Genomic DNA, 23,439 nt, shown 5'->3' with positions numbered 1-23,439 from the left:
TCTTACCCAGTGAGTCGGAAAACGCGTTGCCGCGCTCAGTACGCATTGCTGCCGGTGAAGCCCTTCCACAGCGTCAGCGCGACGATCTTGATGTCGAGCCAGAACGACCAGTTCTGCATGTAGTACAGATCGAGCTTCACGCGGCCCATCATCTTCTCGATGCGATCGGTCTCGCCGCGAAAGCCGTTGATCTGCGCCCAGCCCGTGATGCCCGGCTTGATCCGGTAACGGAACATGTAGCCCTTGACGAGATCCTTGTAGATGTCGTCGTGTTCGAGCGCATGCGGACGCGGACCGACCACCGACATCTCGCCCTTCAGCACGTTGATGAACTGCGGCAGCTCGTCGAGGCTCGTGCGGCGCAGGAAGCGGCCGACAGGCGTCACGCGCGAATCGTTCTTCTTCGCCTGCGTGACCTTCCCCGCCGCCTCGTGATGCACTTTCATCGAGCGGAACTTGTAGATCTCGAACTCGTTGCCGTCGATGCCCTTGCGCTTTTGCCGGAAGAACACCGGGCCGGGCGACGTCAGCTTGACGAGCGCCGCGATCGCGAGCATCGCGGGCGACAGCATCGCGAGCGCCGCAAGCGCGAACAGCCGGTCGAACACGAACTTCGGCAGGATCCGCACGTCGGTGATCGGCGACGCGGCGAGATTGATCGCGGGCACGCCGAGCAGTTCGATGACTTCCTGGTTGAAGAACGACAGGCTGCGCACGTCCGGCACGAAGCGAATGTTGACGAAATCGTTTCTGAACTCGGTGACGATCCGGTGAATCTGCGGCTCTTCGGAAAGCGGCAGCACGAGCCACAGCTCGCCGATCTCGCGGCTGCGCACGCGGCGCACGAGGTCGCCGAAGCGGCGCTCGATCGCGATGCCGTCGAGCTCGGCCGTCGCCGCGTCGCTGCGCCCGTCGTAGATGCACACCGGATTGAAGCCCGCATCCGGACGCGCGCGCATGTGGGCGACGAGGCGCTTCGTCGCGGTCGCGTCCGCGCTGCCGACGATCGCGACCGACTTGTGATTGAAGCCGCCGCGCCGCAGCTGCCGCAGCACCGCATACACGCAGGCCTTCGACGCGACGAGCAGCGTGATCGTCACCATCGCCCAGTAGCCGAGCCACAGGCGCGACAGATCGCCCGCGTGATGGACGCTGAAGCTCATCAGGATTCCCGCCAGCTCGACGACGAGCCACGCGACCGACACGCGCCACATGAGCCCGAACACCGGCTTGCCGCGCCACGACTGGTAAATGCCGAACGCCGGGAAGAACACGACGACGAGCATGCAGTCGAACACGACGACCGTGCGCTGCAGGTCGTCGAGCCACGCGAAGCCGCCGCGATGAATCATGCCGGCGATCAACGCGCCTGCCACGGCCATCGCGATATCGATCATCCTAGCCAGTACGCTCAGCATGGTTCTTCCTCGTGAGACGGAAACCGGCCGCACACATCTCGTCGACGTGCATCCGATTTAAACATTGCATGCCGTTATTGAACCGGGAAGAAAATCCCTCCCGCAAGCGCACAAGTATTTCTAAAAATAATCGGAAATTTTTTCGGGGACACGATGATAATCAATCAGAATATTTTGCCGAAGCAATCACCCCGATAGACAACCAGAAGATGCGGAGATAGTGATACGGGCCTTTACCCACAAGGCTTCGACGGGTTGGAACCCAATATTTTTTTAATTTTTTATTCATTACTTCGCGTGCATCCCATGCAATTTGCGCGCACCGCACGATAGCAAGCCGCCAATCGAGCGTATCCGCGCGATTCTTTTATTGTCGATTTACGTCGTGCTACAACGTCGGGACAGTCTTGTACTCGAGGAATGTCATCATGACCGCCACGCCCGCCACCGACGCCCGCCCCGCTTCCATCGCCGCCGGCACGCGCCTTTCCGTGCAACCCGTCGTGCTGGCCGGAGGCTCGGGCACGCGGCTCTGGCCGATGTCGCGCGAGCGCCATCCGAAACAATTGATCAATCTGCTCGGCGACGAGTCGCTGCTGCAATCGACCGCGCGCCGCCTCGACGGCCTGTCGAGCGATCATCCGGTATCCGAACGAATGATCATCGTGTGCGGCGAGGACCACCGCTTCACGACCGCCGAGCAACTGCGGCTCGCGGGCAAGGACGCGACGCTCGTGCTCGAACCGCTCGGCCGCGACACCGCGCCGGCGCTGACGATCGCCGCGCTGCGCGCGGTCGCGGACGGCGGCGACGCGGTGCTGACCGTGATGCCGGCCGACCACGCGGTCGCCGACGTCGCGCGTTTCCAGCAAGCGGTCGCGGCCGGCGTGCGCTACGCCGAGCAAGGAATGATCGCGACGCTCGGCATCGTGCCGACGCGCGCCGAGACGGGCTACGGCTACATCCGCGTTGGCGCGGGCGCAAGCGACGCGGAGCTCGGCGTCGCGGTCAGGAAGCTCGACCGCTTCGTCGAAAAGCCGCATCTGGAGCTCGCCCGGCAATATGTCGCATCGGGCGAATACTGGTGGAACAGCGGCATCTTCATCGTCCGCGCATCGGTATGGCTGAAGGCGATTCGCCACTTCCAGCCCGCGATCCACGAAGCGTGCGCGCGCGCGGTCGCGCTCGGCAGCGACGACGGGCCGTTCTTCCGCGTCGATCGCGACAGCTTCGCCGCGTCGCCGTCGAACTCGATCGACTATGCGGTGATGGAACCGCTTTCGAACCTGCCCGCCGTCTGCGAAGGCGTCGTCGTGCCGCTCGACGCCGGCTGGTCCGACGTCGGCTCGTGGGACGCGCTCTGGCAGATCAGCGACAAGGACGACGACGGCAACGTCGCGCGCGGCCGCGTGTGCTTCGAGCAAGCGTCGTCGACGTTCGCGCATTCGGAAGGACGCCTGATCGCCTGCGTCGGCACGCAAAATCTCGTCGTCGTCGAGACGCCCGATGCGATCCTCGTCGCCGATCGCGCGCACGTGCAGGACGTGAAGAAAATCGTCGGACGCCTGAAGGCGGAGTCCGGCGCGGAAGCGTCCGACCACCGCAAGGTGCATCGCCCGTGGGGAAACTACGATTCGGTCGACAGCGGCGAGCGCTTCCAGGTGAAGCGAATCGTCGTCAAGCCGGGCGCGCGCCTGTCACTGCAAATGCATCATCACCGCGCCGAGCACTGGATCGTCGTGCGCGGCACCGCGCGGATCACGCGCGGCGACGAGACATTCCTGCTGTCGGAGAACGAGTCGACCTACATTCCGCTCGGTGTATCGCATCGGCTCGAGAATCCCGGCAAGATGCCGCTCGAACTGATCGAAGTGCAATCGGGCTCGTATCTCGGGGAGGACGACATCGTCCGCTTCGAAGACAACTATGGACGACACTGACGGAACGGCCGCACCGAAGCGGCCACGCGGCCCGCGCGCAAGCGGGCCGCGTGGCGAACGGCACGACCGCAATCAACCGACGCGATACGCGTACTCGCGCCGGTCGACCTGCACTTGCGGCGCATCGCCGCGTCCGTCTGCGAGTGCGCGGCGCCGTTCGGCCGCGAAGTGCTTGATGTTGGTCTCGGCCAGCGCGAGCGCGGACAGCCCGGCGATCGTCGGCACCGACTTGCTCGCCTGTTCGGCAGCGGGCGCCGACGCTTCGCGCGCATCCCGCCCGCCCGCGCATTGGCGGTCGATCCACTGGCGCGCCCAATCGAGCGCGTACTGCTCCGCCGATTCGGCATCCGTGAAACGCGGACCGATGAGTCCCGAGCGCTCGACGCGCCGATCCTCCTGCACGATCTCGGCCCATGCGCGATACATCAGGTTCTGCACGGGCTGCGCGATGCCGTACACGGTATAGCCGCGATAGGTTTCGGTTTGCGGCGTATGCATCCCGAAGCTGAACGACGTGGGATGCGGCGGCCTGCCATGTCCATGGTCGCGCACGGGCGCGCCCGGCACCGTGAAGCCGTGGTGATGCGATGCGTCGACATCGCGACGCTCGCCCTCTTCCTCGTCGCTCGCGAAGCGCCTGACGTTCACGCCCGTGCCCGGACGGCAAACGCTGGCTTGAGCAACCGGCAATTGCCACGACTCCGGGTTTTGCCAGAATACACCGCGCAGGCGATCGCAATCGGCAGGCGACTCCGCGCGCCGAACGGGCGCGACAGGCTCCGGAGGCGGCGGCACGTACGCGAACGCACGGCCGCTTTCTTCCGACAGCACCTTCACCATCTCGCCGAGCGTGCCGCTCGCGAGCCATTCTTCGAAGCGGCGCCGGCACGTCGGGCCGGACGGATAGCGGCCGGGCAGCTTCGACCACGGTTCGCCCGTGGTGAGAATCCAAAGCACCGCGTTCGCGACGACCCGATTCTCAGCGCGCGGTCGGCCTCGTCGGTTCAGTCGGATGGGTTCATCGGCGATCAACGTCGACAGACGGGCCCACTCTTCATCGTTTAGCTCATCGAAGAACATAGATCTCTCCACACAGCCAGGCCGGGCTGCGATTGGCGGCACGGTTGCGAGCGAATCGCACTCGTAACCGCGGCCAGGTTGCACATGGACGCTATTCGGTTGTGCACGCCGGCTCGCTAAGCACAAACAAGGTGCCGCGACTCCCGACGATGACGCACGAACCACTGTCTCACTCGTATGCGATATTTTTTGTGCATGAAGCATACCATCATCAGGGTTTATCTCAATATGACAACGGTGCCATGTTACTCACTGAAACAAGATAGTGATCAAGCAGGGTCAGTATTTCATTTCAATTTTTATGATGTTTTTATTTCGACCAGCTCGAGAGCCCCGCCCAGAAAGGCTGAAGGGAATATGAAAAGTACATTGCAAATGGGCTCCGACGCAAGCTCCGACCCTGGGCGGCAGCATTTTCCGACGTCACTGCAACATCGGTAAATAAAGGGAAAATACGTGACAAATTGTTTATCGATCGGTAATTAAATCCTTTTTCAATCGTTATACTTTTCATTGCACGCAATCTCATAAATGATTGAATGCGATCGATGCCAGCTCCGTCGGCCGCGTGCCGGACAGGCTCGCCCGCTCAGTCGAGGTCGCTCGCAAGCGACGCCGTGACGTCCGGGTCGATCCGCATCGTTTGTACCGGATAGTTAGGATGGTCGCAGCCGATCGACAGCGGCGCGCCCGCCTTGAGCTTCGCCTTCATCGCGTCGCTCAGCTCGAAGCGCACGAAGTGCACGGCGGAAGTCTTCTCGTCCGTGTCGCGCTCGAGGTCTTCGTCGGCAATCGCGTAGACGGGCGTCTCATCGTCGACGACGAGGAACACGTGATCCTCGATGCCGATGAGCCGCGCAAGCGCCGCGCGCCGCTGCGTTTCGTTTTCGTATTCGATCTGCATCGTCGCTTTGAAATTGCTGCCGTCAGGCACGAGCGGCAGATACGCTTCGAGCTCGCCCGAGATGCCCTCCTCGTCGAAGATCTTCTCGATGTGCAGCATCTCGTGGATCTGATAGCGGATCGTCGTCTCGTCCTCGAACAGGAAGCGCAAGTGATTGCCGAGCGACACCGCACGGCGCTGCTTGTGTGCAATCACACGTGCATGTTCTTGCCGGCGCACCTTCGCATAGGCTTCGAGCGTCAACAGCGAGTCGCGGGTGAGCGTCATGTCGTGCTCCTCGTTCGGTACGCCGTGCTCAGATGCCGTATGCCTTGCGCAGCAGCGTGATCGGATGCGCGAAGGGCGGCGGCGCGGCGCCTTTCGCGCCGATCCCCTCTTCGATGTGATGCCCCGCGAGCGCGCAATCGGACGACATGTAGTCGGGCGCCTGCTCCGCCATCGCCTTGAACACCGGCGCGCCGATCCTCAGCGCCTGCGCATGGAATTCCTTCTTCACGCCGAACGTGCCCGCGTGACCCGAGCAGCGCTCGACGACGTTCACCTTCGTGCCCGGCACGAGCGACAGCGCATCGGCCGTCTTGCGTCCGATGTTCTGCACGCGCGCATGGCACGGCACGTGGTACGAGACAGTGCCGAGCGCGTGCTTGAAGTCGGTCTTCAGCAGGCCGTCGCGATGGCGCGCGATCACGTATTCGAACGGGTCCCAGAACGCGTCGGCGACCGCGCGCACGTCGGGATCGTCGGGAAACATCAGCGGCAGCTCGCTCTTGTACATCAGCACGCAGCTCGGAATCGCGCCGATCAGCGCATAGCCTTCGTGCGCATAGCGGGCGAGCACCGCGATGTTCGCCTCCTTTTTCCTTGCGACGCCTTCCAGATTGCCCTGCTCGAGAAGCGGCATTCCGCAGCATGCTTCGCTCGTGACGAGTTCGTACGGGATGTCGTTGTGCGCGAGCACCGCGAGCAGATCGTGGCCGATGCCCGGCTCGTTGTAGTTCACGTAGCAGGTCGCGTAGATCGCGACGCGCCCCGGCGTGCGCTCGCCGTCACGCGGCAGCGGGCCGGACGAGCGCGGCGCGGCGCGGCGGAACTTGCGCGACGCGAACGGCGGCAGCCACGCGTGACGATCGACGCCGAGCGTCGCTTCGAGCGCGCTGCGCACGGCAGGCGTGCGGTTCGCGACATTGACGGTCTGCGTGACGATCGGGATGCCGGCGAAGTAGCCGAGCATGTCGGTGTTCGACAGCAGCTTGTCGCGCAGCTTGACGTCGTTGCGCTTGTAGCGCGCGGCCTTCGCACGCAGCATCAGGTGCGGGAAATCGACGTTCCACGGATGCGGCGGCACGTACGGGCATTTCGTCATGTAGCAGAGGTCGCACAGATAGCACTGGTCGACGACCTTGCCGAACGATTTCGGATCGACCGCATGCGCGTCGCCCGTCTCGGTTTCGTCGACGAGATCGAACAGCGTCGGAAACGCGCCGCACAGCGACACGCAGCGCCGGCAGCCGGCGCAGATCTCGAACACGCGGGTGAACTCGGCGTCGATCGCAGCCTGATCGTGGAACGCGTCCGAGCGCCAATCGAGCGGATGGCGGGTGGGGGCCTCCAGACTGCCTTCTCGGTGAGACATGGGCAGCTCCATCACGTTGCGCGCGGCCGCGCGCGTTGTGCCGGACCGTGCGGCGACGCGCGCGGCCGCCTCCGGCTGACGGTACGACGAGCGAACGCTCGCGCGCCGGCGAGCGGCGCGCTCAGTCGACGAGCGCGTCGAGCGCCTTCGTATACCGATTCGCGTGGCTGCGTTCCGCTTTCGCGAGCGTCTCGAACCAGTTCGCGATTTCGTCGAAGCCTTCTTCGCGCGCGGTCTTCGCCATGCCCGGGTACATGTCGGTGTACTCGTGCGTCTCGCCCGCGATCGCCGATTGCAGGTTCTGGCGGGACGAGCCGAACGGCAAGCCCGTCGCCGGATCGCCGACCGCTTCCAGATACTCGAGGTGGCCGTGCGCGTGGCCGGTTTCGCCTTCGGCCGTCGAACGGAACAATGCGGCGATGTCGTTCTGTCCCTCTACGTCCGCCTTCGATGCGAAGTACAGGTAGCGGCGATTCGCCTGCGACTCGCCGGCGAACGCGTACTTCAGGTTCTCTTCGGTCTTGCTGCCCTTGAGCTGTGCCATCTGCGCCTCCGTGCCTCATGCCGGCGCGCGCGGCGGCGGGCCGGATGAACGATTGTGGGGAACGATGCGCAGCTCGGCTGCCGCCGCTGGGGCACCGTGCATTTCAATCTAGGCGCTCTCGTGCGCATCCCCCAATAGGCTTTTTCAATGTCGTCGATAGTGCGGCGATGGCGGGAGGCGGCGACGGCAGCCGGGTGGTGGCGATGCCGCGCCGCATCGCGGCGCGGCACACGTCAGTCTACAACGTCAGCGCGGCGACGCGGGCGCGAGCGGCCATACGTCGCTGCCCTTCTCGCCCGCCGGCGCGGTCGCGCCCGGCAGCACCTGCTTGCTGATCGAGCGGCTGCGGTTGAAGTACTTCTCGAGCAGCGCGTCGAGAATCGCGACCGTCTCGACATCCGGCACGCCGTCGTAGCGCGACGGCCGGAAGTGCATCTGGAACGCCGACACGATGTTGACCGTCTGCGCGTCGAGCGCCCCCGTCTGCGGCGTGTCGTAGCCGTACGCAAGCAGCTTCGACTGCAGGCTCGCGACGTCGCCCGCGAACGGCCGGTTGGTCCGGTAGTAATCGACGGCTTCCGCCTCCGGCCACGCGCCGATCCGATATTGATCGTAGAGCTTCTTCCACGGGAACAGCGGCCCGGGATCGGTCTTGCGGCCGGGCGCGACGTCCGAGTGTCCGACGACCTTGTGCGGCAGCACCTGATGCCGCGCGACGACGTCGGCGGCGAGCGCGCCGAACACCGCGACCTGCGCGTCCGGATACGGATACCAGCGCCGGTTCATCAGCGGCAGGTTTTCGTCTTCCGGCGGAAAGCCGAGATTGACGATCTCGATGCCGACCGAGCCCGCGTTGAGCATCCGGTCGCCCTGCCAGTAGCTGACGCCCGCATGCCATGCGCGGCGCGCCTCCGGCACGAGTTCGAACACCTTGAAGCGCTGGCCGTCGTCGGCCGCGTCGGGCACCAGATAGTGCGAGCTGACCTGCCGCTGCGTATCGGTCAGCGATGCCAACGAATCCGCGAGCGTCTGCGCCGTGTAGTGCAGCACGAGCGTGCGCACCCGCGAATCCTGATTCGGCGACTGGATCGAGCGGTCGATCGTGTAGCTCGCGCCGGCTGCCGCGCCGGACGACTGCGACGCATCCTGCGCGTGCGCGGACGACACGACGCCGTCGCCATCGCCGCAGCCGGCGAGCGGCAGCATGAGCATTCCCACCGGCCATGCCGACGAACGCGCGAGAAAACCGCGCCTGCCCTCGTTGATGATTTTCGCTTGTTGTTCTTCAGCCATACCCTGTTCCGTAAGAGTCGTAACTTGCGATTGAGAATCGGCGCGATGCGCCGAGCGAGTAGGTTGCGCGATGAAGCAACGCGCGACCGTGGGAGTCGGCGAGGCCGCACAAGTTCCGATTCGGAGTGCGATGCATTCGTGGAAAGCGGGAAAGCGTCGAAGCGAAGTCGACGATGCGGCCGCGTGAAGATGAAGATGCACTGCGCGTCGATATTTCTCGTGGGCGACGCGCGGCTTGCGGCTTGCGGCTTGCGGCTTGCGGCTTGCGGCTTGCGGCTTGCGGCTTGCGGCTTGCGGCTTGCGGAAGGCTACGTCAAGCGCGCCACCGTGTCGGAACGAAACGACGCCGCCCCGGCACATGGCGACAACGCGCAACGACTCGCATGCGCATGTGTCATCCTGATCGACGTCGAAACATGCCTTGTGCGACGACATGACACATGCCGAGACGCAATGCGCGGGCAACGACGCCTACGCACGCACACGCATCCGCAATCCGCCAAACCAACCGCCGCCGATCGCCCCGCGACACATCATCGCGCCATCGCCCGCGCGAGCAGCATCTCGCGCTCGCGCGCATTGAGCGTCATGTCGGCCGCGCGCCGAAACTCCGCCTGCGCCTCGTCGCGCCGCCCGAGCTTCGCGAGCAGATCGCCGCGCACGCTCGGCAGCCAGTGATAGCGCGCGAGCGCCGGATCGGCGGCGAGCGCGTCGACGATTTCGAGCCCCGCCGCCGGCCCGAACGCCATGCCGACCGCGACCGCGCGGTTCAGCTCGACGACGGGCGAAGGCGCGACTTGCGCGAGCGCATCGTAGAGCGCGACGATCTGCTCCCACTCGGTGTCGTCGGCGCTGCGCGCACGCGCGTGGCACGCGGCGAGCGCCGCCTGCAGCGCATACGGGCCGCTCGCGCCGCCCAGCGCTTCCGAGCGCGCGAGCGCGGCAAGCCCGCGCCGGATCAGCAGCGGATCCCAGCGGCTGCGGTCCTGATCGAGCAGCAGCACCGGACGCCCTTGCGCATCGATGCGCGCATGCATCCGCGACGCCTGGATCTCCATCAACGCGACGAGCCCATGTACTTCGCTCTCGTCGGGCGCGAGCTCGGCGAGCACGCGTCCGAGCCGCAGCGCTTCGTCGGTCAGCGCGGGACGCATCCAGTCGTCGCCGGCCGTCGCCGAATAGCCTTCGTTGAAGATCAGGTAGATCACTTCGAGCACCGAAGCAAGCCGCGACGCGCGCTCCGGCGCACGCGGCACCTCGAACGGCACCTTCGCCGCCGACAACGTGCGCTTCGCGCGCACGATCCGCTGCGCGATCGTCGGCTCGGGCGTGAGGAACGCGCGCGCGATCTCGCCCGTCGTCAGCCCGCCCAGCAGGCGCAGCGTGAGCGCGACGCGCGCATCGGTCGACAGCACCGGATGGCATGCGGTGAACACGAGACGCAGCAGATCGTCGCCGATGTCGTCGTCGCGCGCCGCCTCGAGCACGTCGACGACGTCCGGCGCCACGTGCGCGCCGAGCGCGTCGAGATCGAGGCCGATCTGCTCGCGCTTGCGCGCATGCAGCACGTTCTGCCGCAAATGATCGAGCGCGCGGCGCTTCGCGGCCGTCATCAGCCATGCGCCCGGATTGTTCGGCACGCCGTCGCGCGGCCAGTGCTCGAGCGCGGCGACGAGCGCGTCCTGCGCAAGCTCCTCGGCGGCGCCGACGTCGCGCACGAGCCGCGCGACGTGCGCGATGATCCTTGCCGCTTCGATTCGCCAGACGGCATCGATCGCGCGATGAACGGCGGCGTCCGTCATGCGCGCCCTTCCGCGAGCGCCTTCAGGTTCGCGAGCCCCGCGGTGAAATCCGCGCCGACCATCTTGTCGATGCTGAAGAACACCTGCATCAGCTTCGACAGGAACGGCGACGGACCGCGCATCGCCCATGTGACGACCGTCGCGTCGCCGTCCGGCCGCAGCGTGAATTCCGCGACGTCGTGCGCCTCGAACGGCTTCACGAAGTCGAGCTGCATCGTCACGTGCGACGGCGCATCGAGCTCGGTGATCTCGAAGCGCCCGACGCCGACCTTCTCGCTCGTCCACGCATAGCTCGCGCCGATGCCGGACGTCACCGCGCCGTATTCGCCGCGCAGCGCCGGATCCTTGCGCTCGTACGGGTTCCACGCATTGAAGCGGCGCAGGTCCGCCACGTATGGAAAGATGCGCTCGGCGCTCGCATCGATCCGCGCGCTGCGCTCGACGCGAAACATGCCCGGCCGCGACGCCGCATACAGCATCAACAGCAGCGCCAGCGCGACCACCGCCGCGCAGGCGATCACCACGATCTCGACCATCGCCGTCTCCCCTCGCCCGCGTCAGCCGAGCTTGCTGTCGAGCTCGCGGAACCGCTCGACCGCGTCGCTCGGCTCGAAGTCGTCGAGTTCGAACAGCTGCCGCACTTCGATCTCGCCGTCCTCGCGCTCGCCGAACGGCGCGGGAAAGCGGCGGGCCCATTCGAGCGCCTCGTCGCGCGAGCGCACCTGGATCAGCGTGTAGCCGGCGATCAGCTCCTTCGTTTCGGTGAACGGACCGTCGACGACGGTGCGCCTGCCGCCCGAATAACGGACGCGCCAGCCCTTCGACGACGGCTGCAGCCCCGATGCGTCGAGCAGCACGCCCGCCTTCGCCAGTTCTTCGTGATAGATCGCCATCGCGGCGATCAGGGATTCGTCGGGCATCGCGCCGGACTCGCTCGTCGCGTTGGCCTTCACCATGATCATGAAACGCATCGCTCTCTCCTTTGGCAGATGGACGGACGCCTCATCCGGCATCCTGTCCCTACGACGGACAATGCGATCTCCGCTCGACACTCCGGGCGTCGAATCAGGGAAAACCCTTGGATTCGATTCACGCAAATGACGCACTTGCGCTCGCCGCTCCTAAAACCAAGCGAGGAACGAATACGGGATTATTCGCAGCGAGCATCGCCCGGCGATCACGCCGTTCTGGCGGCAGCCAGCCCCGCGAAATTCGGGGCGTTTGGCTCGGCGCAAACGACGCGCGTCCCACCTTGCCCTGCGCCCCGCAGGAAGCCTCGTTGGCGGGCGGCCTGCGGGACACGTTGCAAACCCGTTTAGCGCGAGCCGACCCTGGATCGATGCGATACGCGACGCCTGGCGGGCGCCCTCCGGATTCACCCGAACCCGGTCAGGAGAAGCACGGGCCGATCTCGCGCACCTCGACCGAGCACCATTCGGCAGCGGGGCAGCCCTTCGCGATTGCGAGCGCTTCGCCTTCCGTCTCGACGTCGAGCAGGAAGAAGCCGCCGACCATTTCCTTCGCTTCGGCAAACGGTCCGTCGACGAGACGCACTTCGCCGTTGCGCACCTGCACGCGCGTCGCCTTGTCGTCGGACACGAGCGATTCGGCGCCGATCAGCACGCCGCGCGATTGAAGCTCGCCGGCGAAGTGGCGCATCCGCTCGTACAGGATTTCGCCTTCGGCTCGCGCGCGTGCCGTGCGTTGGCCCCGCGGTTCGACGATCAACAACATGTAGCTCATTTGCGTCACCTCCTATGACGACGCCGTCCGGAATCGCTCGATGCGGCCGCATCGAGCCGGCAATCGCGGATGGCCGCGCCTCTATTCTGAGCGGACGGCGTGCGTCGGTCCATCGGAATCGATGGCTTCCCCGCGATGCGGAACCGCGCGGGCGAACGCGCGCCCGGCGCGTGAAAGCGCCCGGCGTCTCGCGCCCCGGACGCCGGAAACGGTTCTATCGCGGATCGCCGGCCCCGCATCGGCGATCCGCCTCGAGCACGGCCCCAAAAAACGTGGCCTGATTACATATCCATGTCTATTCTTTACGCAAAACTGTCAACATGCGTCATTAAGCTTTCAGGATTCCCACACAACGGACCGTCTTCATGCGCACTCCGACACCCTTGCTCGCCATCCTGTCGCTCCTGCCGTCCCTCGCCCTCGCGGCCACCGCCGCGCCCGTCAGCACGAACTGCGGCGGCAGCGCGACGCCGATCGCCGAGATCCAGGGCGCCGGCGCACCGTCTCCGCTCGCCGGCCAGAACGTATCGATCGAAGCCGTCGTCACGGCCGACTTCGGCGGCGCCGACGGCTTCGGCGGCTTCTTCGTCCAGCAGGCCGATCCGCAGCGCCGCAACCAGCCCGGCGTGTCCGAAGGGCTGTTCGTCTATGCGCCGAAGGCGCGCGCGCAAGCAGGCGATCTCGTGCATCTCGCGGGCAAGGTCGAAGAGAAATACGGGCAGACGCAGCTCACGCTGTCGGGCGGCATCGCGGTCTGCGGAAGCGGCCAGTCGGTCACGCCCGCGACGCTCACGCTGCCCGTCGACAACGCGAGCACGTTCGCCGCATACGAAGGCATGCTCGTGCGGCTGCCGCAGACATTGACCGTCACCGAAGTCTACGAGCTCGGCCGCTACGGCAGCGTGCTGCTCAGCAACGGGCGCCTGCGCACGCCGACGAGCGTCGTGCCGCCCGCGCAGGCGAAAACCGTGGCCGAAGCGAACGCGCGCAACCGGCTGATTCTCGACGACGGCTCGAACAAGCAGAATCCGGCGACCGTCCCGTATCCGGCGCCGGCGCTGAGCGCCGCGAACACGCTGCGTGCGGGCTACACGGTCGGCAACGTCGAAGGCGTGCTGGAAATGCGCTACGGCGCGTGGCGCCTGCAGCCGGTGCCGGGCGCGCGCACGCCCGCGTTCGGCGCGAGTGCGAATCCGCGCGCGGCCGCGCCCGCACGCGATCCGCGCGCGAACCTGCGGGTCGCTTCGTTCAACGTACTGAATTATTTCAACGGCGACGGCACCGGCGGCGGCTTCGACGATCCGAACAACCGCGGCGCGAAGAACTACGACGAGTTCGTCCGGCAGGACGCCAAAATCGTCAGCGCGCTGAAGGCGCTCAATGCCGACGTGATCGGCCTGATGGAAATCGAGAACGACGGCTACGGCGAGCTGAGCGCCGTGCGCCAGCTCGCGGCGAAGCTCGGCGACGGCTGGCGCGTCGTCGATCCGGGCATCGCGCGGCTCGGCGGCGACGCGATCTCGGTCGCGCTGATCTACGACAGCCGCAAGGTGAAGCCGGTCGGCGAGGCCGCGACGCTCGCGATCGACGACAAGAACCGCCAGCCGCTCGCGCAGACCTTCCGGCCCGTCGGCGGCTCGCGCGCGGTGACGGTCGCCGTGAATCACCTGAAATCGAAGAACTGCCCGAGCGCGACGGGCGACGACCTCGACCAGGGCGACGGTCAGGGCTGCTGGAACGCGACGCGCACGCGCGCGGCGTCGAAGGTCGCGGACTGGCTCGCCCGCACGCCGACCGGCGTGCCGAGCGAAGGCGTGCTGCTGATCGGCGACCTCAACAGCTACACGTACGAGGATCCGGTTCGCACGCTCGAGTCGCGCGGCTACGTGAATCTCGTGTCGAGCAAGATCGGCGCGGGCGCGTACAGCTACGTGTACAACGGCGAGGCCGGCTATCTCGACCACGCGCTCGCGTCGAGCGCGCTCGCGTCGCGCGTGAAGGCAGTGCACGACTGGCACATCAACGCGGACGAGCCGATCGCGCTGCAATACACGCTCGCGTACAAGACCGCCGAGCAGCAGCGCACGTACTACGCGCCCGACGCGTATCGCTCGTCGGATCACGACCCGGTGCTGATCGACATCGCGCTCGCCGACGAGTATGCGGCCGCCGCCTCCCGCAAAGGCGCCGAAATGGCCGCCGCGCATAGCCGCCGCGCCTGGCGGTAACGCATCCGATGTCGCGCCGTTCGTCATGCGGGCCGTGTGACGAGCGGCGCGACACGTATGGCCGTGCGATACGGGGGTTTGCGGAAGCGGCGTCGGACGGCCGGTTGCACGTTGGCGGTTGGCGGTTGCCTTGCCGACGCAAGGCAATCAACTCCTATCGGTTTTCCTCGCCGCATCGCGTCAATGCATGCAGCTCGCGAACACGTTCGACGATTGCGGCGACGAATCCGCGATCCGCTCGATCCCGTCGACGCCGGATCGTTCGGCGCGCATACGCGCCGCCGTGACGACGTGACGACATGACGACCCGATGACGGAATCCTCGCGACGATCGCTTCTCGAAAGGCCCATCCCATCACGCGATCGCAGCGACGGACGAAACGGCACGCACAAGAAGAAATAGACCACCGCCGATGCGCAATCCGCACAAGTCACAATTACCGAATGCCGCCGCGCAAATCCGGAAAAAATTCCTTTTCCCGTTCGCATACTTAATCAATCCCTGCATCCGATTGCCGCACAAAATGTTGCATTTTCCGCCGAGCCCCGCCCCGCAAAGGCTTCGGCCCCGTCGCGACGGCCTGCCGGGGCCGCCGCGCGAAACTCAGGGCCGGATAACGGATCACACGTGAGCAACGCCCGCACATTTCCCTCGAACCATCAGGAGAACGACCATCATGGCTCTTTCCGACACTGTCGAATACAAGCTTGACCGCGGCCTCTCCGAAGCACGACGCGTCGGCCGCCGGTTCGCGCGCGATGCGCGTTCCGCGGCGCGCGACCTCAACGGCGACGTGAAGGACAACATGCGCTCGCTCGTCGACGAGCTCGACGCGCTGCTGAAGGAGGACGGCGACGCCGACGCGCTCCGCAAGCGCCTGCACGGGCGGCTCGAAGCCGCGCGCGACACGCTCGACGACGCGTCGTGGCACGCGTCGCGCCGGCTGCGCGAATCCGCCGAGCGCGTGTCGCAGGTCGTCCACGACAATCCGTGGCAGACGGCCGGCATCATCGCCGGCCTCGCGTTCGCGGCAGGCATCCTCCTTGCGCGTCGATAAGCGCGGCGCTTTCGCCCGACGTTCAACCATCAAGATGGAGGAAGCATCATGCGCAAGACGTTCGTTATGAAGGTCGCGATCGCGACCGTGCTCGGCAGCCTGGCGCTCGCAGGCTGCACCACCACGCCCGACCAGCCGGCAACCGCATCGTCCAACGCGTCGACGCGCGAAGCGATCGACGCGCGCGTGAACGCGACGCTGTCGCGCCTCTACTCGACGGTGCCGGGCTCGCGTGAGCTCGTCTCGAAGTCACGCGGCATGCTCGTGTTCCCGAACGTGCTGCAAGCCGGCTTCATCCTCGGCGGCCAGAGCGGCAACGGCGCGCTGCGCGTCGGCGGCGCGACGGTCGGCTACTACAACACGTCGTCGCTGTCGGTCGGCCTGCAGGCGGGCGCGCAATCGAAGGCGCTCATCTTCCTGTTCATGACGCAGGACGCGCTCGACAAATTCCGCAATTCGGAAGGCTGGGCCGCGGGCGCCGACGCGTCGGTCGCGCTCGTCAAGATGGGCGCGAACGGCGCGGTCGACACGTCGACCGCGACGGGTCCGGTCGACGTGATCGTCCTGACCAACGCCGGCCTGATGGGCGACCTGTCGGTCAACGGCACGAAGGTCACGCGTCTGAAGCTCTGACGAAACGCGGCGCGGCGCCTCCTTCGCCCGCGCCGCTTCGCCCCCGCGCCGCGGCGGCCCGCCGCGGCGCTTTCGATCGCAGCCCGAACGATGTGCGCTCGGGGCGCGGCAACGCACGGTCGCCGCGCGGGACGCGTCAGGCATAATCGATGCGTCACGGCGGGCCGCCGCGGCGCGGCTCGCCCGTTCGATCAACCATCCTCCCCTGAGCACACCATGGATAGCGGGAACGATCACCAAAAATTCTTCCACCTGCTGCTGTTCGTCGTCACCGTCGGTCTTTGCTGGATATTGACGCCGTTCTTCGGCGCGATCTTCTGGGGGACCATTCTCGCGATCCTGTTCCAGCCCGTGCAGCGCTGGCTCGCCGCGCGCTTCGGCAAGCGCCGCAATCTCGCCGCGCTCGTCACGCTGTCGCTCATCATCCTGATCGTGATCCTGCCGCTCGCGTTCGTCGCCGGGACGCTCGTGCAGGAAATCACGTACGTGTATCAGCAGATCAAGACGATGCAGCCGAACATGACGCAGTACTTCCAGGACATCATGCACGCGCTGCCGACATCCGTGCACCGCGTGCTGCACAACTACGGGCTCACCGACATCGCCAGCATCCAGAAGAAGCTGACCGACGGCGCGGCGGCGATCAGCCAGTTCGTCGCGACGCAGGCGCTCAGCATCGGGCAGAACACGTTCCAGTTCGTCGTCAGCTTCGGCGTGATGCTGTATCTCGTATTCTTCCTGCTGCGCGACGGCGGCGAGATCGGCCGCCGCGTGCGGCGCGCGCTGCCGCTCGCCGAAGACCACAAGCAGCATCTGCTGACGAAGTTCACGACCGTCGTGCGCGCGACCGTGAAGGGCAACATCGCGGTCGCGGCCGTGCAGGGCGCGCTCGGCGGCCTGATCTTCTGGATTCTCGGGATCGAAGGCGTGATCCTGTGGGGCGCGCTGATGGCGTTCCTGTCGCTGCTGCCCGCGATCGGCGCGGGACTCGTCTGGGTGCCCGCCGCCGGCTACCTCGCGGTCACCGGGCAGATCTGGAAATGCGTGATCCTCGTCGCGTTCTGCGTCGGCGTGATCGGGCTCGTCGACAATCTGCTGCGGCCGATCCTCGTCGGCAAGGACACGAAGATGCCCGACTGGGTCGTGCTGATCTCGACGCTCGGCGGGATGGCGCTCTTCGGGATCAACGGCTTCGTGATCGGCCCGCTCGTCGCCGCGCTGTTCATGGCGAGCTGGGACATCTTCGCGCGCGCGGAGCAGGTCGACTGGGAATGACGCGCCGGCGGCGTCTCGGCGCGCCGTCCGACGCACCGCCCGGCGCTCGGATTCCAAACGAAAAACCCGGCCTGGGCCGGGTGGCCTGGGCCGGGGTTTTCTCTGGCAACGCCGCGCGTCGGCTCCGATCGGGCCCGAACGACGACGGCAACCGCACCCGCGCGGCACGACGAAGCGACGCCGCGCGTCGCGCCGCCGCTCACTCGAAACTGAAGCGCAGATCCTTGACGACGGGCTCCCTGCCCCAGTTGAACGAGCATACGCGTCCGGTTTCGAGGCTCACCGCGTCCGTGCCCTTGCCCTGTGTCTCGCTGATCGGCTGGCAGCCGCCCGAAATCGTCACGGTCGGCGTGCCCTGCTTCGACAGCGGAAACTCGATCGCGCCGTCCTCCGGCACCGTGTGCGTGAGCGCAACCTTCTCGACGTAGTCGTCGGGCAGCATGAAGATCGGCGAATCGTCGACCCACAGCGTGTAGTAGTCGTGCTTGAACGGCGTCTGCTCGACGCACATCTTCGACGTGTGCACGCCTAGCTTCTGGGTCTGGCACAGCGGCGCGGCGACGCAGACCGAACCTGCGGCGAGCAGCGGCACGAGCGCCGCCCAGCTTTTCTGGATTGTTCTTTTCATTTTCGACTCGAAAAGGAATGGCGGAAGGAAGTCATGCCGTTTCGCACGACGCCGCGCGCGCTCTCAGGGCCGCGTGCGGCGACCGCTATCTTACAAACGATCGTCCGCGAACAGAAGAGGTGTGCGGGTGCGGCGGGCGCGGGGAGCGGGGAGCGGCAGACGGCGGACCGTGAGCCGTGAGCTATGTGGTGTGGGCGGCGGGCGGCGGGCGGCGGGCGGCGGGCGGCGGGCGGCAAGATTAGTCGAACTTACCGAGTACATCGACCCCGCTCGACTGCGCTCGACCGCCCCCCGCCGCCGATTCCCCCGCCGCGCTCAGAATGTCGTGCGCATCCCGACCGTCACGCTGCGCCCGCCTTGCGGCGCGATGTTTCGCACGACCGAACTCGCGTAGCGGATGTCCTGGTTGGTCAGGTTGTCGCCGCGCAGGTAGGCGAGCCAGTTCGTCGCGCCGACGCGGAACTTGTACGTCAGCACGACGCCGAGCGACGTGTAGCCGTCGGTGGCGAGATCGTTGTCGGGCACGCGGTGCTGCGCCCACGCGCGCGTGACCTGCGCGCGCGCGCCGAACGGCCCGTAGCCGTAATCGGCCGCGAGCGTCGCGCGCAGCGGCGCGATCCGCGGCAGCGGCTCGCCCGTGTCCGCGTTGCGCGCATGCGTGTAGTCGGCCGTCAGCTCGAAGTCGACGCGATGCCCGCGCTTCTCGAACGCGCGCCACTTGCCTTCGAGCTCGACGCCGTAGAATTCCGCGCGCACGCCGCGATAGACGGCCTCGCGCAATGTGTCGTCGGCGCCCGCCGCGACGGGCGCGCCTTCGTCGTCGACGAGCCGCCCGGTGTCGTATTCGGCAAGGTAGTTCCGGAAGCGGCTGTAGAACACGCCGACGCTGCCGCGGTTCGGCCCGCTCGCGTAGCGCAGCGCGAGATCGGTCGACACCGCCTTCTCCTTCTGCGCATCCGGCAGGCCGATCAGGTACTGCCCCGTCGCGCCGTGCGGGCCGTTCGCGTACAGCTCGTAGAACGTCGGCGCGCGCTCCGTGTACGACACGTTGCCCGCGAGCGACCAAGCGGGCGCGAGCTGGTACAGCGCACCCGCGGACACGCTGCCCGCGTTGAAGTCGCGCCCGCGTGCGAAGCCGAACTTGTCATCGCCGTTCGCGCTCGGGTCGAGCCGCACGTGCTCGATCCGCGCGCCGGCGGAGAGCTTCAGCGCGTCGGTCGCCTGCCATTGCTCGAGACCGAACAGCGCGACGCTCGTCGTGCGCGTCGTCGGCGCGAGCGCTTCGCCGCCGAGCGCGGAGAACGTGTTCTGGCCGACCTGCACGCCGAGCGCGCCTTCGAACGGACCGATCTTGCGATGCCGCGCCTCGACGCGCGCCTCGTAGCCGTGATTGCGGAACGTCGTGCCGGTCACGCCGTCCTCGATCTCCCTGTGCAGATAGTTCGTGTAGCCGAAGTCGAATTTCAGCTGCGAGAACGGACCGCGCAGGTTGCGCACCTCCGACGCGACCGCGACGCGCTCCTGGCGCATCTGCAGCCGCGCGTCGGTTTCGGCGACCGAGCCGTAGTTCGATTCGTAGCCGCTGTACGACGCGCCGACGTAGCCGTCGGCCCATGTGTACGCGCCGCCCGCCGCGCCGCCGTAGCGTCGGCCGTCGCTGTTCGGCAGCTTGCCGTACGGCTCGCTCGCGTCTTCGCCGTCGAGCGCGCGCTGGCGCGCCGAATGCGCGAAGCCCGGGATCCGCAGTTCGTCGGTCTCGCGGCCGAACGCGTCCACATGGAACGCGAAGCGGCCGTTGCCGCCCTCGACGAGCGCCGCGCCCGCGCGCGCGTTGTTCGCGCCGCCATAGCTCGCGTCGACCGCGCCCGTGACGCCCTTGAGCGCTTCGCGCGGAATCCGGTTGTCGATCGTATTGACGACGCCGCCGACCGCGTTGCCGCCATACAGCAGCGCCGCCGGCCCGCGCACGATCTCGACGCGCTCGACGGTGAGCGGGTCCTGCGGCACCGCGTGGTCGTACGACAGCGACGACGCGTCGTACGCGGCGACACCGTTCTGCAGCAGGCGGATGCGGTCGCCGTCCATCCCCCGGATGATCGGGCGGCCGACGAGCGGGCCGTAGGTCGTCGTCGACACGCCGGGCAGGCCGTTCAGCGTGTCGCCGAGCGAATCGGCGCGGCGCAGCGTCAGCGCGTCGCCGGACAGCGACGCGGTCGGCGACGTGAGCGCCGACGCGCCGAGCGGATTGGCGGTCACGAAGATCGGCGCGAGCGTCGTTGCCGGCGGTTCGTTCGACGGACGGTCGGCGGACGGCGCGCTCGTCTCGCCGTGCGCGAGGCTCGCGGCGAGCAGCAGCGACAAGGGATGCAGCCTGCGAACGAAAGGCGGCGCGATACGTCGGTGGTCATCCATTGCGGTAATCGGTGTGGTGTTGTCGGGTGGACGGGATCACGAGCCGAATCGTGCAGCGCCGTCGAAACGATATAACGTATCAATATCGACGCGCACAATGGCCTGTGGCGAAACGCATCGACAGCCGATTCGACGAGCACGGCGGTGCAGTTCACGGCCCGCGGCCCACGGCGGCTTACGATGGCCTCGATATGTTATATCATTTCAATACATGTAACAAACGCCTTACAGCATGGTGGCGGCGGCAGCGCGGGCCATGTCGGCTGCCGCTGCGGCTGTGCGTAGGATGCGCCCGGCGCGATTGCCGCATCGGGCCGGCCGAACATGCGCGGCACCGATGCGGCGTTCCGATCGAGGCGCGGATTCGCACGGATTCGCTCGCTGCGCCCGCCTCACCCCACCCGCTCACGACCCCATCGTCCGACGCACGCCGACCGCGTCGCCGCAGTCCGGTCCCGCCCAGCCCTTGCCCCTGTCGCGCCGCCTCGCATTTCCACACGCATATTTCATGCGTGGATCGCGAGACGTCCGACGCCGTGGACTCGCCGCATCGAACGCCGGGCGCTTGCGCCGCCCGCCGTCGAGGGCGCGCGCCGTCCGGGTCGCTCGCGTCGACGTGGTATCGTCAGGCGCTCGAAAACCGACAAAGTCCTTTCAGCTTCACGCATGCATCCTTTCCGCTCGATCCTCCCGCTGGCCCTGTTCACGGCCGTCGGGCTCCTCGCAACCGACCTCTACCTCCCCGCCGTGCCGTCGCTGCCGCAGCAGCTCGGCGGCTCGATCGAAAGCGCGCAGGCGACGCTCGCCGCGTTCTCGGCCGCGCTCGCCGTCTCGCAGCTCGCCTGGGGCGCCGCCGCCGACCGCCTCGGACACCGCCGCACGCTCGCGTTCGCGGTGCTGCTGCAGCTCGCCGCGGGCGCCGTCTGCGCGCTCGCGCCGTCGATGGGCGTGCTGATCGGCGCGCGCGTCGTGCAAGGCTTCGGCGTCGGCGCGGCGACGGTCATCGTCCCCGCGATCGTCAGACAGTCGTTCGGCGACGGCGGCGCGGTCCGCGCACTCGCGTGGCTCGGCATCATCGAGAGCGCGGTGCCGGGGCTCGCCCCCGTCGTCGGCGCGGCGCTGCTCGTCGTCGCCGACTGGCGGATGAGCTTCTGGATCATCGTCGCGCTGTCCGTCGTCGCGGCGCCGCTCGTGTTCCGCGTGATTCCCGCCGCTTCGTCGACGCACGCGCCGGCGCACGCGGACTCGGGCCAGCGCGCGGGCGGCTATCGGCGTCTGCTGCGCTCACCCGTCTATCTCGGCTACGCGCTCGGTCACGCGCTGTGCTTCGCCGCGCTGCTCGCGTTCGTCGCGAGCGCGCCGCAGGTCGTCGAGATCTGGCTCGGCGCGGGGCCGTCGACGTTCAGCCTGATGCAGGCCTGCGGCGTCGCGGCGTTCATGCTGACCGCGTCGCGCAGCGGCGCATGGTCTGACGCGCTCGGCCTCGACCGGGTCATCTCGCTCGGCGCGCTGCTGCAGTTCGCGGCGGCGGCCGCGTTCCTGCTGCTCGCGCACCTCGAGCTGCGCTCGACGGCGCTCGTCGTTGCGTCGTGGATGCTGTTCTGCGGGTCGCTCGGCTTGCGCGGGCCGGCGTCGATGGCGCGTGCGCTCGCGGCCGAGCCGTCGATCGCCGGACGCGCGGCCGGGCTGCTGATGTTCTTCGGCCTCGGCGCCGCCGCGCTCGCGACGCAGGCCGTCGCGCCGTTCCTGCATCTCGGGCTCGCGCCCGTCGCGTGGATGTGCACGGGCTTCACGCTCGCGAGCGGCGCGGTGATCCTGTGGGGAATCGCGATGCGAGGAAAGCATGGCGACGTCGCGGCGGGGTCGGCTGCGCGGTGAAAGTGACGCGAGCGGCGGGAAAGCCGTGCGGGCGCTTCGGAAGCGGCGAACACGGCGCGGCAGCGTGCGTGCGGCAGCGCCGGCCGCGCGGGTCGGCGCGATGAAGCGCCACAATGTCTTTGGCCGCCGCTCCGAAGTCTCGAACGCGCAATGCCTCGCAGCATTCGAAACAGTTGCTGTTGAAATCGCTACGCGGCCGAAGCGGTTGACACAGTCGAAGTCATCGAAGCAGACGCGAGACGACAAGTCCGGCCAATCCGGCCAATCCGGCCAATCCGGCCAATCCGGCCAATCCGGCGCCGGCAGCATACCGAACGCCCCGCTGCAACGGACGGTAAGTTGGCTTAATTTGCCGAAATTGACTTGGTTCGGCCGCTTCTCGACAATAAACCCAGCTCAGGACGCCGTGCGTTCCCGTCTCGGGATGCGCGGCGCGCCAAAGCGGCCAGACCCCGGTCACCCTCCCCCTTGACTGGAATTCCCGCGCCACGGACGGCAAGCCTCCGTGGCGTTTTTTTGTCGGCATGCGTCCGGCCCGCCGCCGTGCATCGCATCGCACCGGCGATGCCGCCGCCGATCCGTCGCATGCGACGCCCACATTGCGCATCGATGCCCTTGCGCGCTTCCGCCCGGCGCCGCATCTCGCGCGCCACGATCGACACACGGCAACGCGCCGCATTCGCCGCACACGCATCCATGTCCGCTCATCTTGCATGCGAGACGCGCCTCGCGCCGCACGGCTCGCGAGCCGCGGCGCCCCCGCCGCGCGTATCCGGCAATCACGCCGCGTCGACCGCCACGGCCGCGTGACGCATCCGCGCGAAGCTCGCGCAGCACGCAAGCCCAGCAAAAGCGCTGCCCATCCACAGCGCGACGATCGCGCCCGTTGCCCGCTCGGCGATGCAGCATGCGGCGACGAGCACCGCGCCCGTCGTCTGGCCGATCGGGCGCGCGGCCGGAATGATGCCGC

At 67.3% G+C, this 23,439-nt stretch carries 19 protein-coding genes; 6 read left to right on the top strand and 13 right to left on the bottom strand.

What is annotated here, in order from left to right:
* Positions 1-35 precede the first annotated feature (35 nt).
* A complete protein-coding gene (locus BG90_RS22780) occupies positions 36-1,418 on the bottom strand; it encodes an undecaprenyl-phosphate glucose phosphotransferase (protein ID WP_010110224.1) in 1,383 nt (460 codons plus the stop codon).
* Between the two features lie 428 nt (positions 1,419-1,846).
* On the opposite strand from BG90_RS22780, the gene BG90_RS22775 reads away from it, so the two are divergent.
* Positions 1,847-3,358: a mannose-1-phosphate guanylyltransferase/mannose-6-phosphate isomerase gene (locus tag BG90_RS22775; protein WP_025990348.1), complete on the top strand. Its 1,512-nt coding sequence runs from the start codon at positions 1,847-1,849 to the stop codon at positions 3,356-3,358.
* 72 nt (positions 3,359-3,430) lie between these two features.
* Here BG90_RS22775 and BG90_RS22770 read toward each other — a convergent pair whose 3' ends face one another.
* The 9 genes from BG90_RS22770 to BG90_RS22730 form a co-directional block, all read right to left on the bottom strand.
* Entirely contained in the window at positions 3,431-4,438 is a 1,008-nt protein-coding gene (locus BG90_RS22770; RefSeq protein WP_010120260.1) for a transposase, read from the bottom strand.
* Between the two features lie 589 nt (positions 4,439-5,027).
* The gene (locus BG90_RS22765; protein WP_010120261.1) at positions 5,028-5,609 is read right to left on the bottom strand and encodes a DUF3501 family protein; all 582 of its coding nucleotides are present in this window, start codon (positions 5,607-5,609) and stop codon (positions 5,028-5,030) included.
* A gap of 28 nt (positions 5,610-5,637) precedes the next feature.
* Positions 5,638-6,975, bottom strand: coding sequence for a heterodisulfide reductase-related iron-sulfur binding cluster (locus BG90_RS22760; RefSeq protein ID WP_010120262.1), 1,338 nt, complete (start codon positions 6,973-6,975; stop codon positions 5,638-5,640).
* A 121-nt stretch (positions 6,976-7,096) separates the two neighbouring features.
* Entirely contained in the window at positions 7,097-7,519 is a 423-nt protein-coding gene (locus BG90_RS22755; RefSeq protein ID WP_010110230.1) for a rubrerythrin family protein, read from the bottom strand.
* 246 nt (positions 7,520-7,765) lie between these two features.
* Positions 7,766-8,812 carry an N-acetylmuramoyl-L-alanine amidase gene (locus BG90_RS22750; RefSeq protein ID WP_010120263.1) on the bottom strand — a complete coding sequence of 349 codons (1,047 nt, stop codon included), beginning with the start codon at positions 8,810-8,812 and terminating at the stop codon, positions 7,766-7,768.
* A gap of 533 nt (positions 8,813-9,345) precedes the next feature.
* Positions 9,346-10,614, bottom strand: a complete 1,269-nt coding sequence (locus BG90_RS22745) for an RNA polymerase sigma factor (protein ID WP_010110233.1) — start codon at positions 10,612-10,614, stop codon at positions 9,346-9,348.
* A complete protein-coding gene (locus BG90_RS22740; protein WP_010110234.1) occupies positions 10,611-11,150 on the bottom strand; it encodes an SRPBCC family protein in 540 nt (179 codons plus the stop codon). The genes BG90_RS22745 and BG90_RS22740 overlap by 4 nt, the downstream gene beginning before the upstream one ends.
* Before the next feature lie 21 nt (positions 11,151-11,171).
* Positions 11,172-11,585, bottom strand: coding sequence for a YciI family protein (locus BG90_RS22735; protein ID WP_010120264.1), 414 nt, complete (start codon positions 11,583-11,585; stop codon positions 11,172-11,174).
* Between the two features lie 418 nt (positions 11,586-12,003).
* Positions 12,004-12,357: a YciI family protein gene (locus BG90_RS22730; protein ID WP_010110238.1), complete on the bottom strand. Its 354-nt coding sequence runs from the start codon at positions 12,355-12,357 to the stop codon at positions 12,004-12,006.
* 365 nt (positions 12,358-12,722) lie between these two features.
* Here BG90_RS22730 and BG90_RS22725 point away from each other — a divergent pair, with 365 nt between their 5' ends.
* From BG90_RS22725 to BG90_RS22710, 4 genes are all read left to right on the top strand, one after another.
* Positions 12,723-14,585 (top strand): ExeM/NucH family extracellular endonuclease, encoded by a 1,863-nt coding sequence (locus BG90_RS22725; RefSeq protein ID WP_025990349.1) that lies wholly within the window; start codon positions 12,723-12,725, stop codon positions 14,583-14,585.
* Positions 14,586-15,262: 677 nt separating this feature from the next.
* Positions 15,263-15,643, top strand: a complete 381-nt coding sequence (locus tag BG90_RS22720) for an ElaB/YgaM/YqjD family protein (RefSeq protein WP_010110246.1) — start codon at positions 15,263-15,265, stop codon at positions 15,641-15,643.
* Positions 15,644-15,691: 48 nt separating this feature from the next.
* On the top strand, positions 15,692-16,276 hold the full coding sequence (locus BG90_RS22715; RefSeq protein ID WP_010110247.1) for a BPSL1445 family SYLF domain-containing lipoprotein: 585 nt from the start codon (positions 15,692-15,694) through the stop codon (positions 16,274-16,276).
* 216 nt (positions 16,277-16,492) lie between these two features.
* A complete protein-coding gene (locus tag BG90_RS22710) occupies positions 16,493-17,551 on the top strand; it encodes an AI-2E family transporter (protein WP_010110248.1) in 1,059 nt (352 codons plus the stop codon).
* Positions 17,552-17,750: 199 nt separating this feature from the next.
* On the opposite strand, the gene BG90_RS22705 is transcribed toward BG90_RS22710, so the two are convergent.
* Together BG90_RS22705 and BG90_RS22700 are read right to left on the bottom strand one after the other, a co-directional pair.
* Positions 17,751-18,179 carry a hypothetical protein gene (locus tag BG90_RS22705; RefSeq protein ID WP_010120266.1) on the bottom strand — a complete coding sequence of 143 codons (429 nt, stop codon included), beginning with the start codon at positions 18,177-18,179 and terminating at the stop codon, positions 17,751-17,753.
* Positions 18,180-18,494: 315 nt separating this feature from the next.
* Positions 18,495-20,591, bottom strand: coding sequence for a TonB-dependent receptor (locus tag BG90_RS22700; protein WP_010120267.1), 2,097 nt, complete (start codon positions 20,589-20,591; stop codon positions 18,495-18,497).
* 666 nt (positions 20,592-21,257) lie between these two features.
* On the opposite strand from BG90_RS22700, the gene BG90_RS22695 reads away from it, so the two are divergent.
* Entirely contained in the window at positions 21,258-22,469 is a 1,212-nt protein-coding gene (locus BG90_RS22695; RefSeq protein WP_010110252.1) for an MFS transporter, read from the top strand.
* Positions 22,470-23,248: 779 nt separating this feature from the next.
* Here the strand turns inward: BG90_RS22695 and BG90_RS36820 are convergent.
* Positions 23,249-23,392: a hypothetical protein gene (locus tag BG90_RS36820; RefSeq protein ID WP_010110253.1), complete on the bottom strand. Its 144-nt coding sequence runs from the start codon at positions 23,390-23,392 to the stop codon at positions 23,249-23,251.
* Positions 23,393-23,439 lie beyond the last annotated feature (47 nt).

It is taken from the genome of Burkholderia oklahomensis C6786, assembly GCF_000959365.1.
GTDB classification, from domain to species: Bacteria; Pseudomonadota; Gammaproteobacteria; order Burkholderiales; family Burkholderiaceae; genus Burkholderia; species Burkholderia oklahomensis.
Note: the sequence above shows the minus strand (reverse complement) of the source record. Positions and strands in the feature narration are given on the sequence as shown.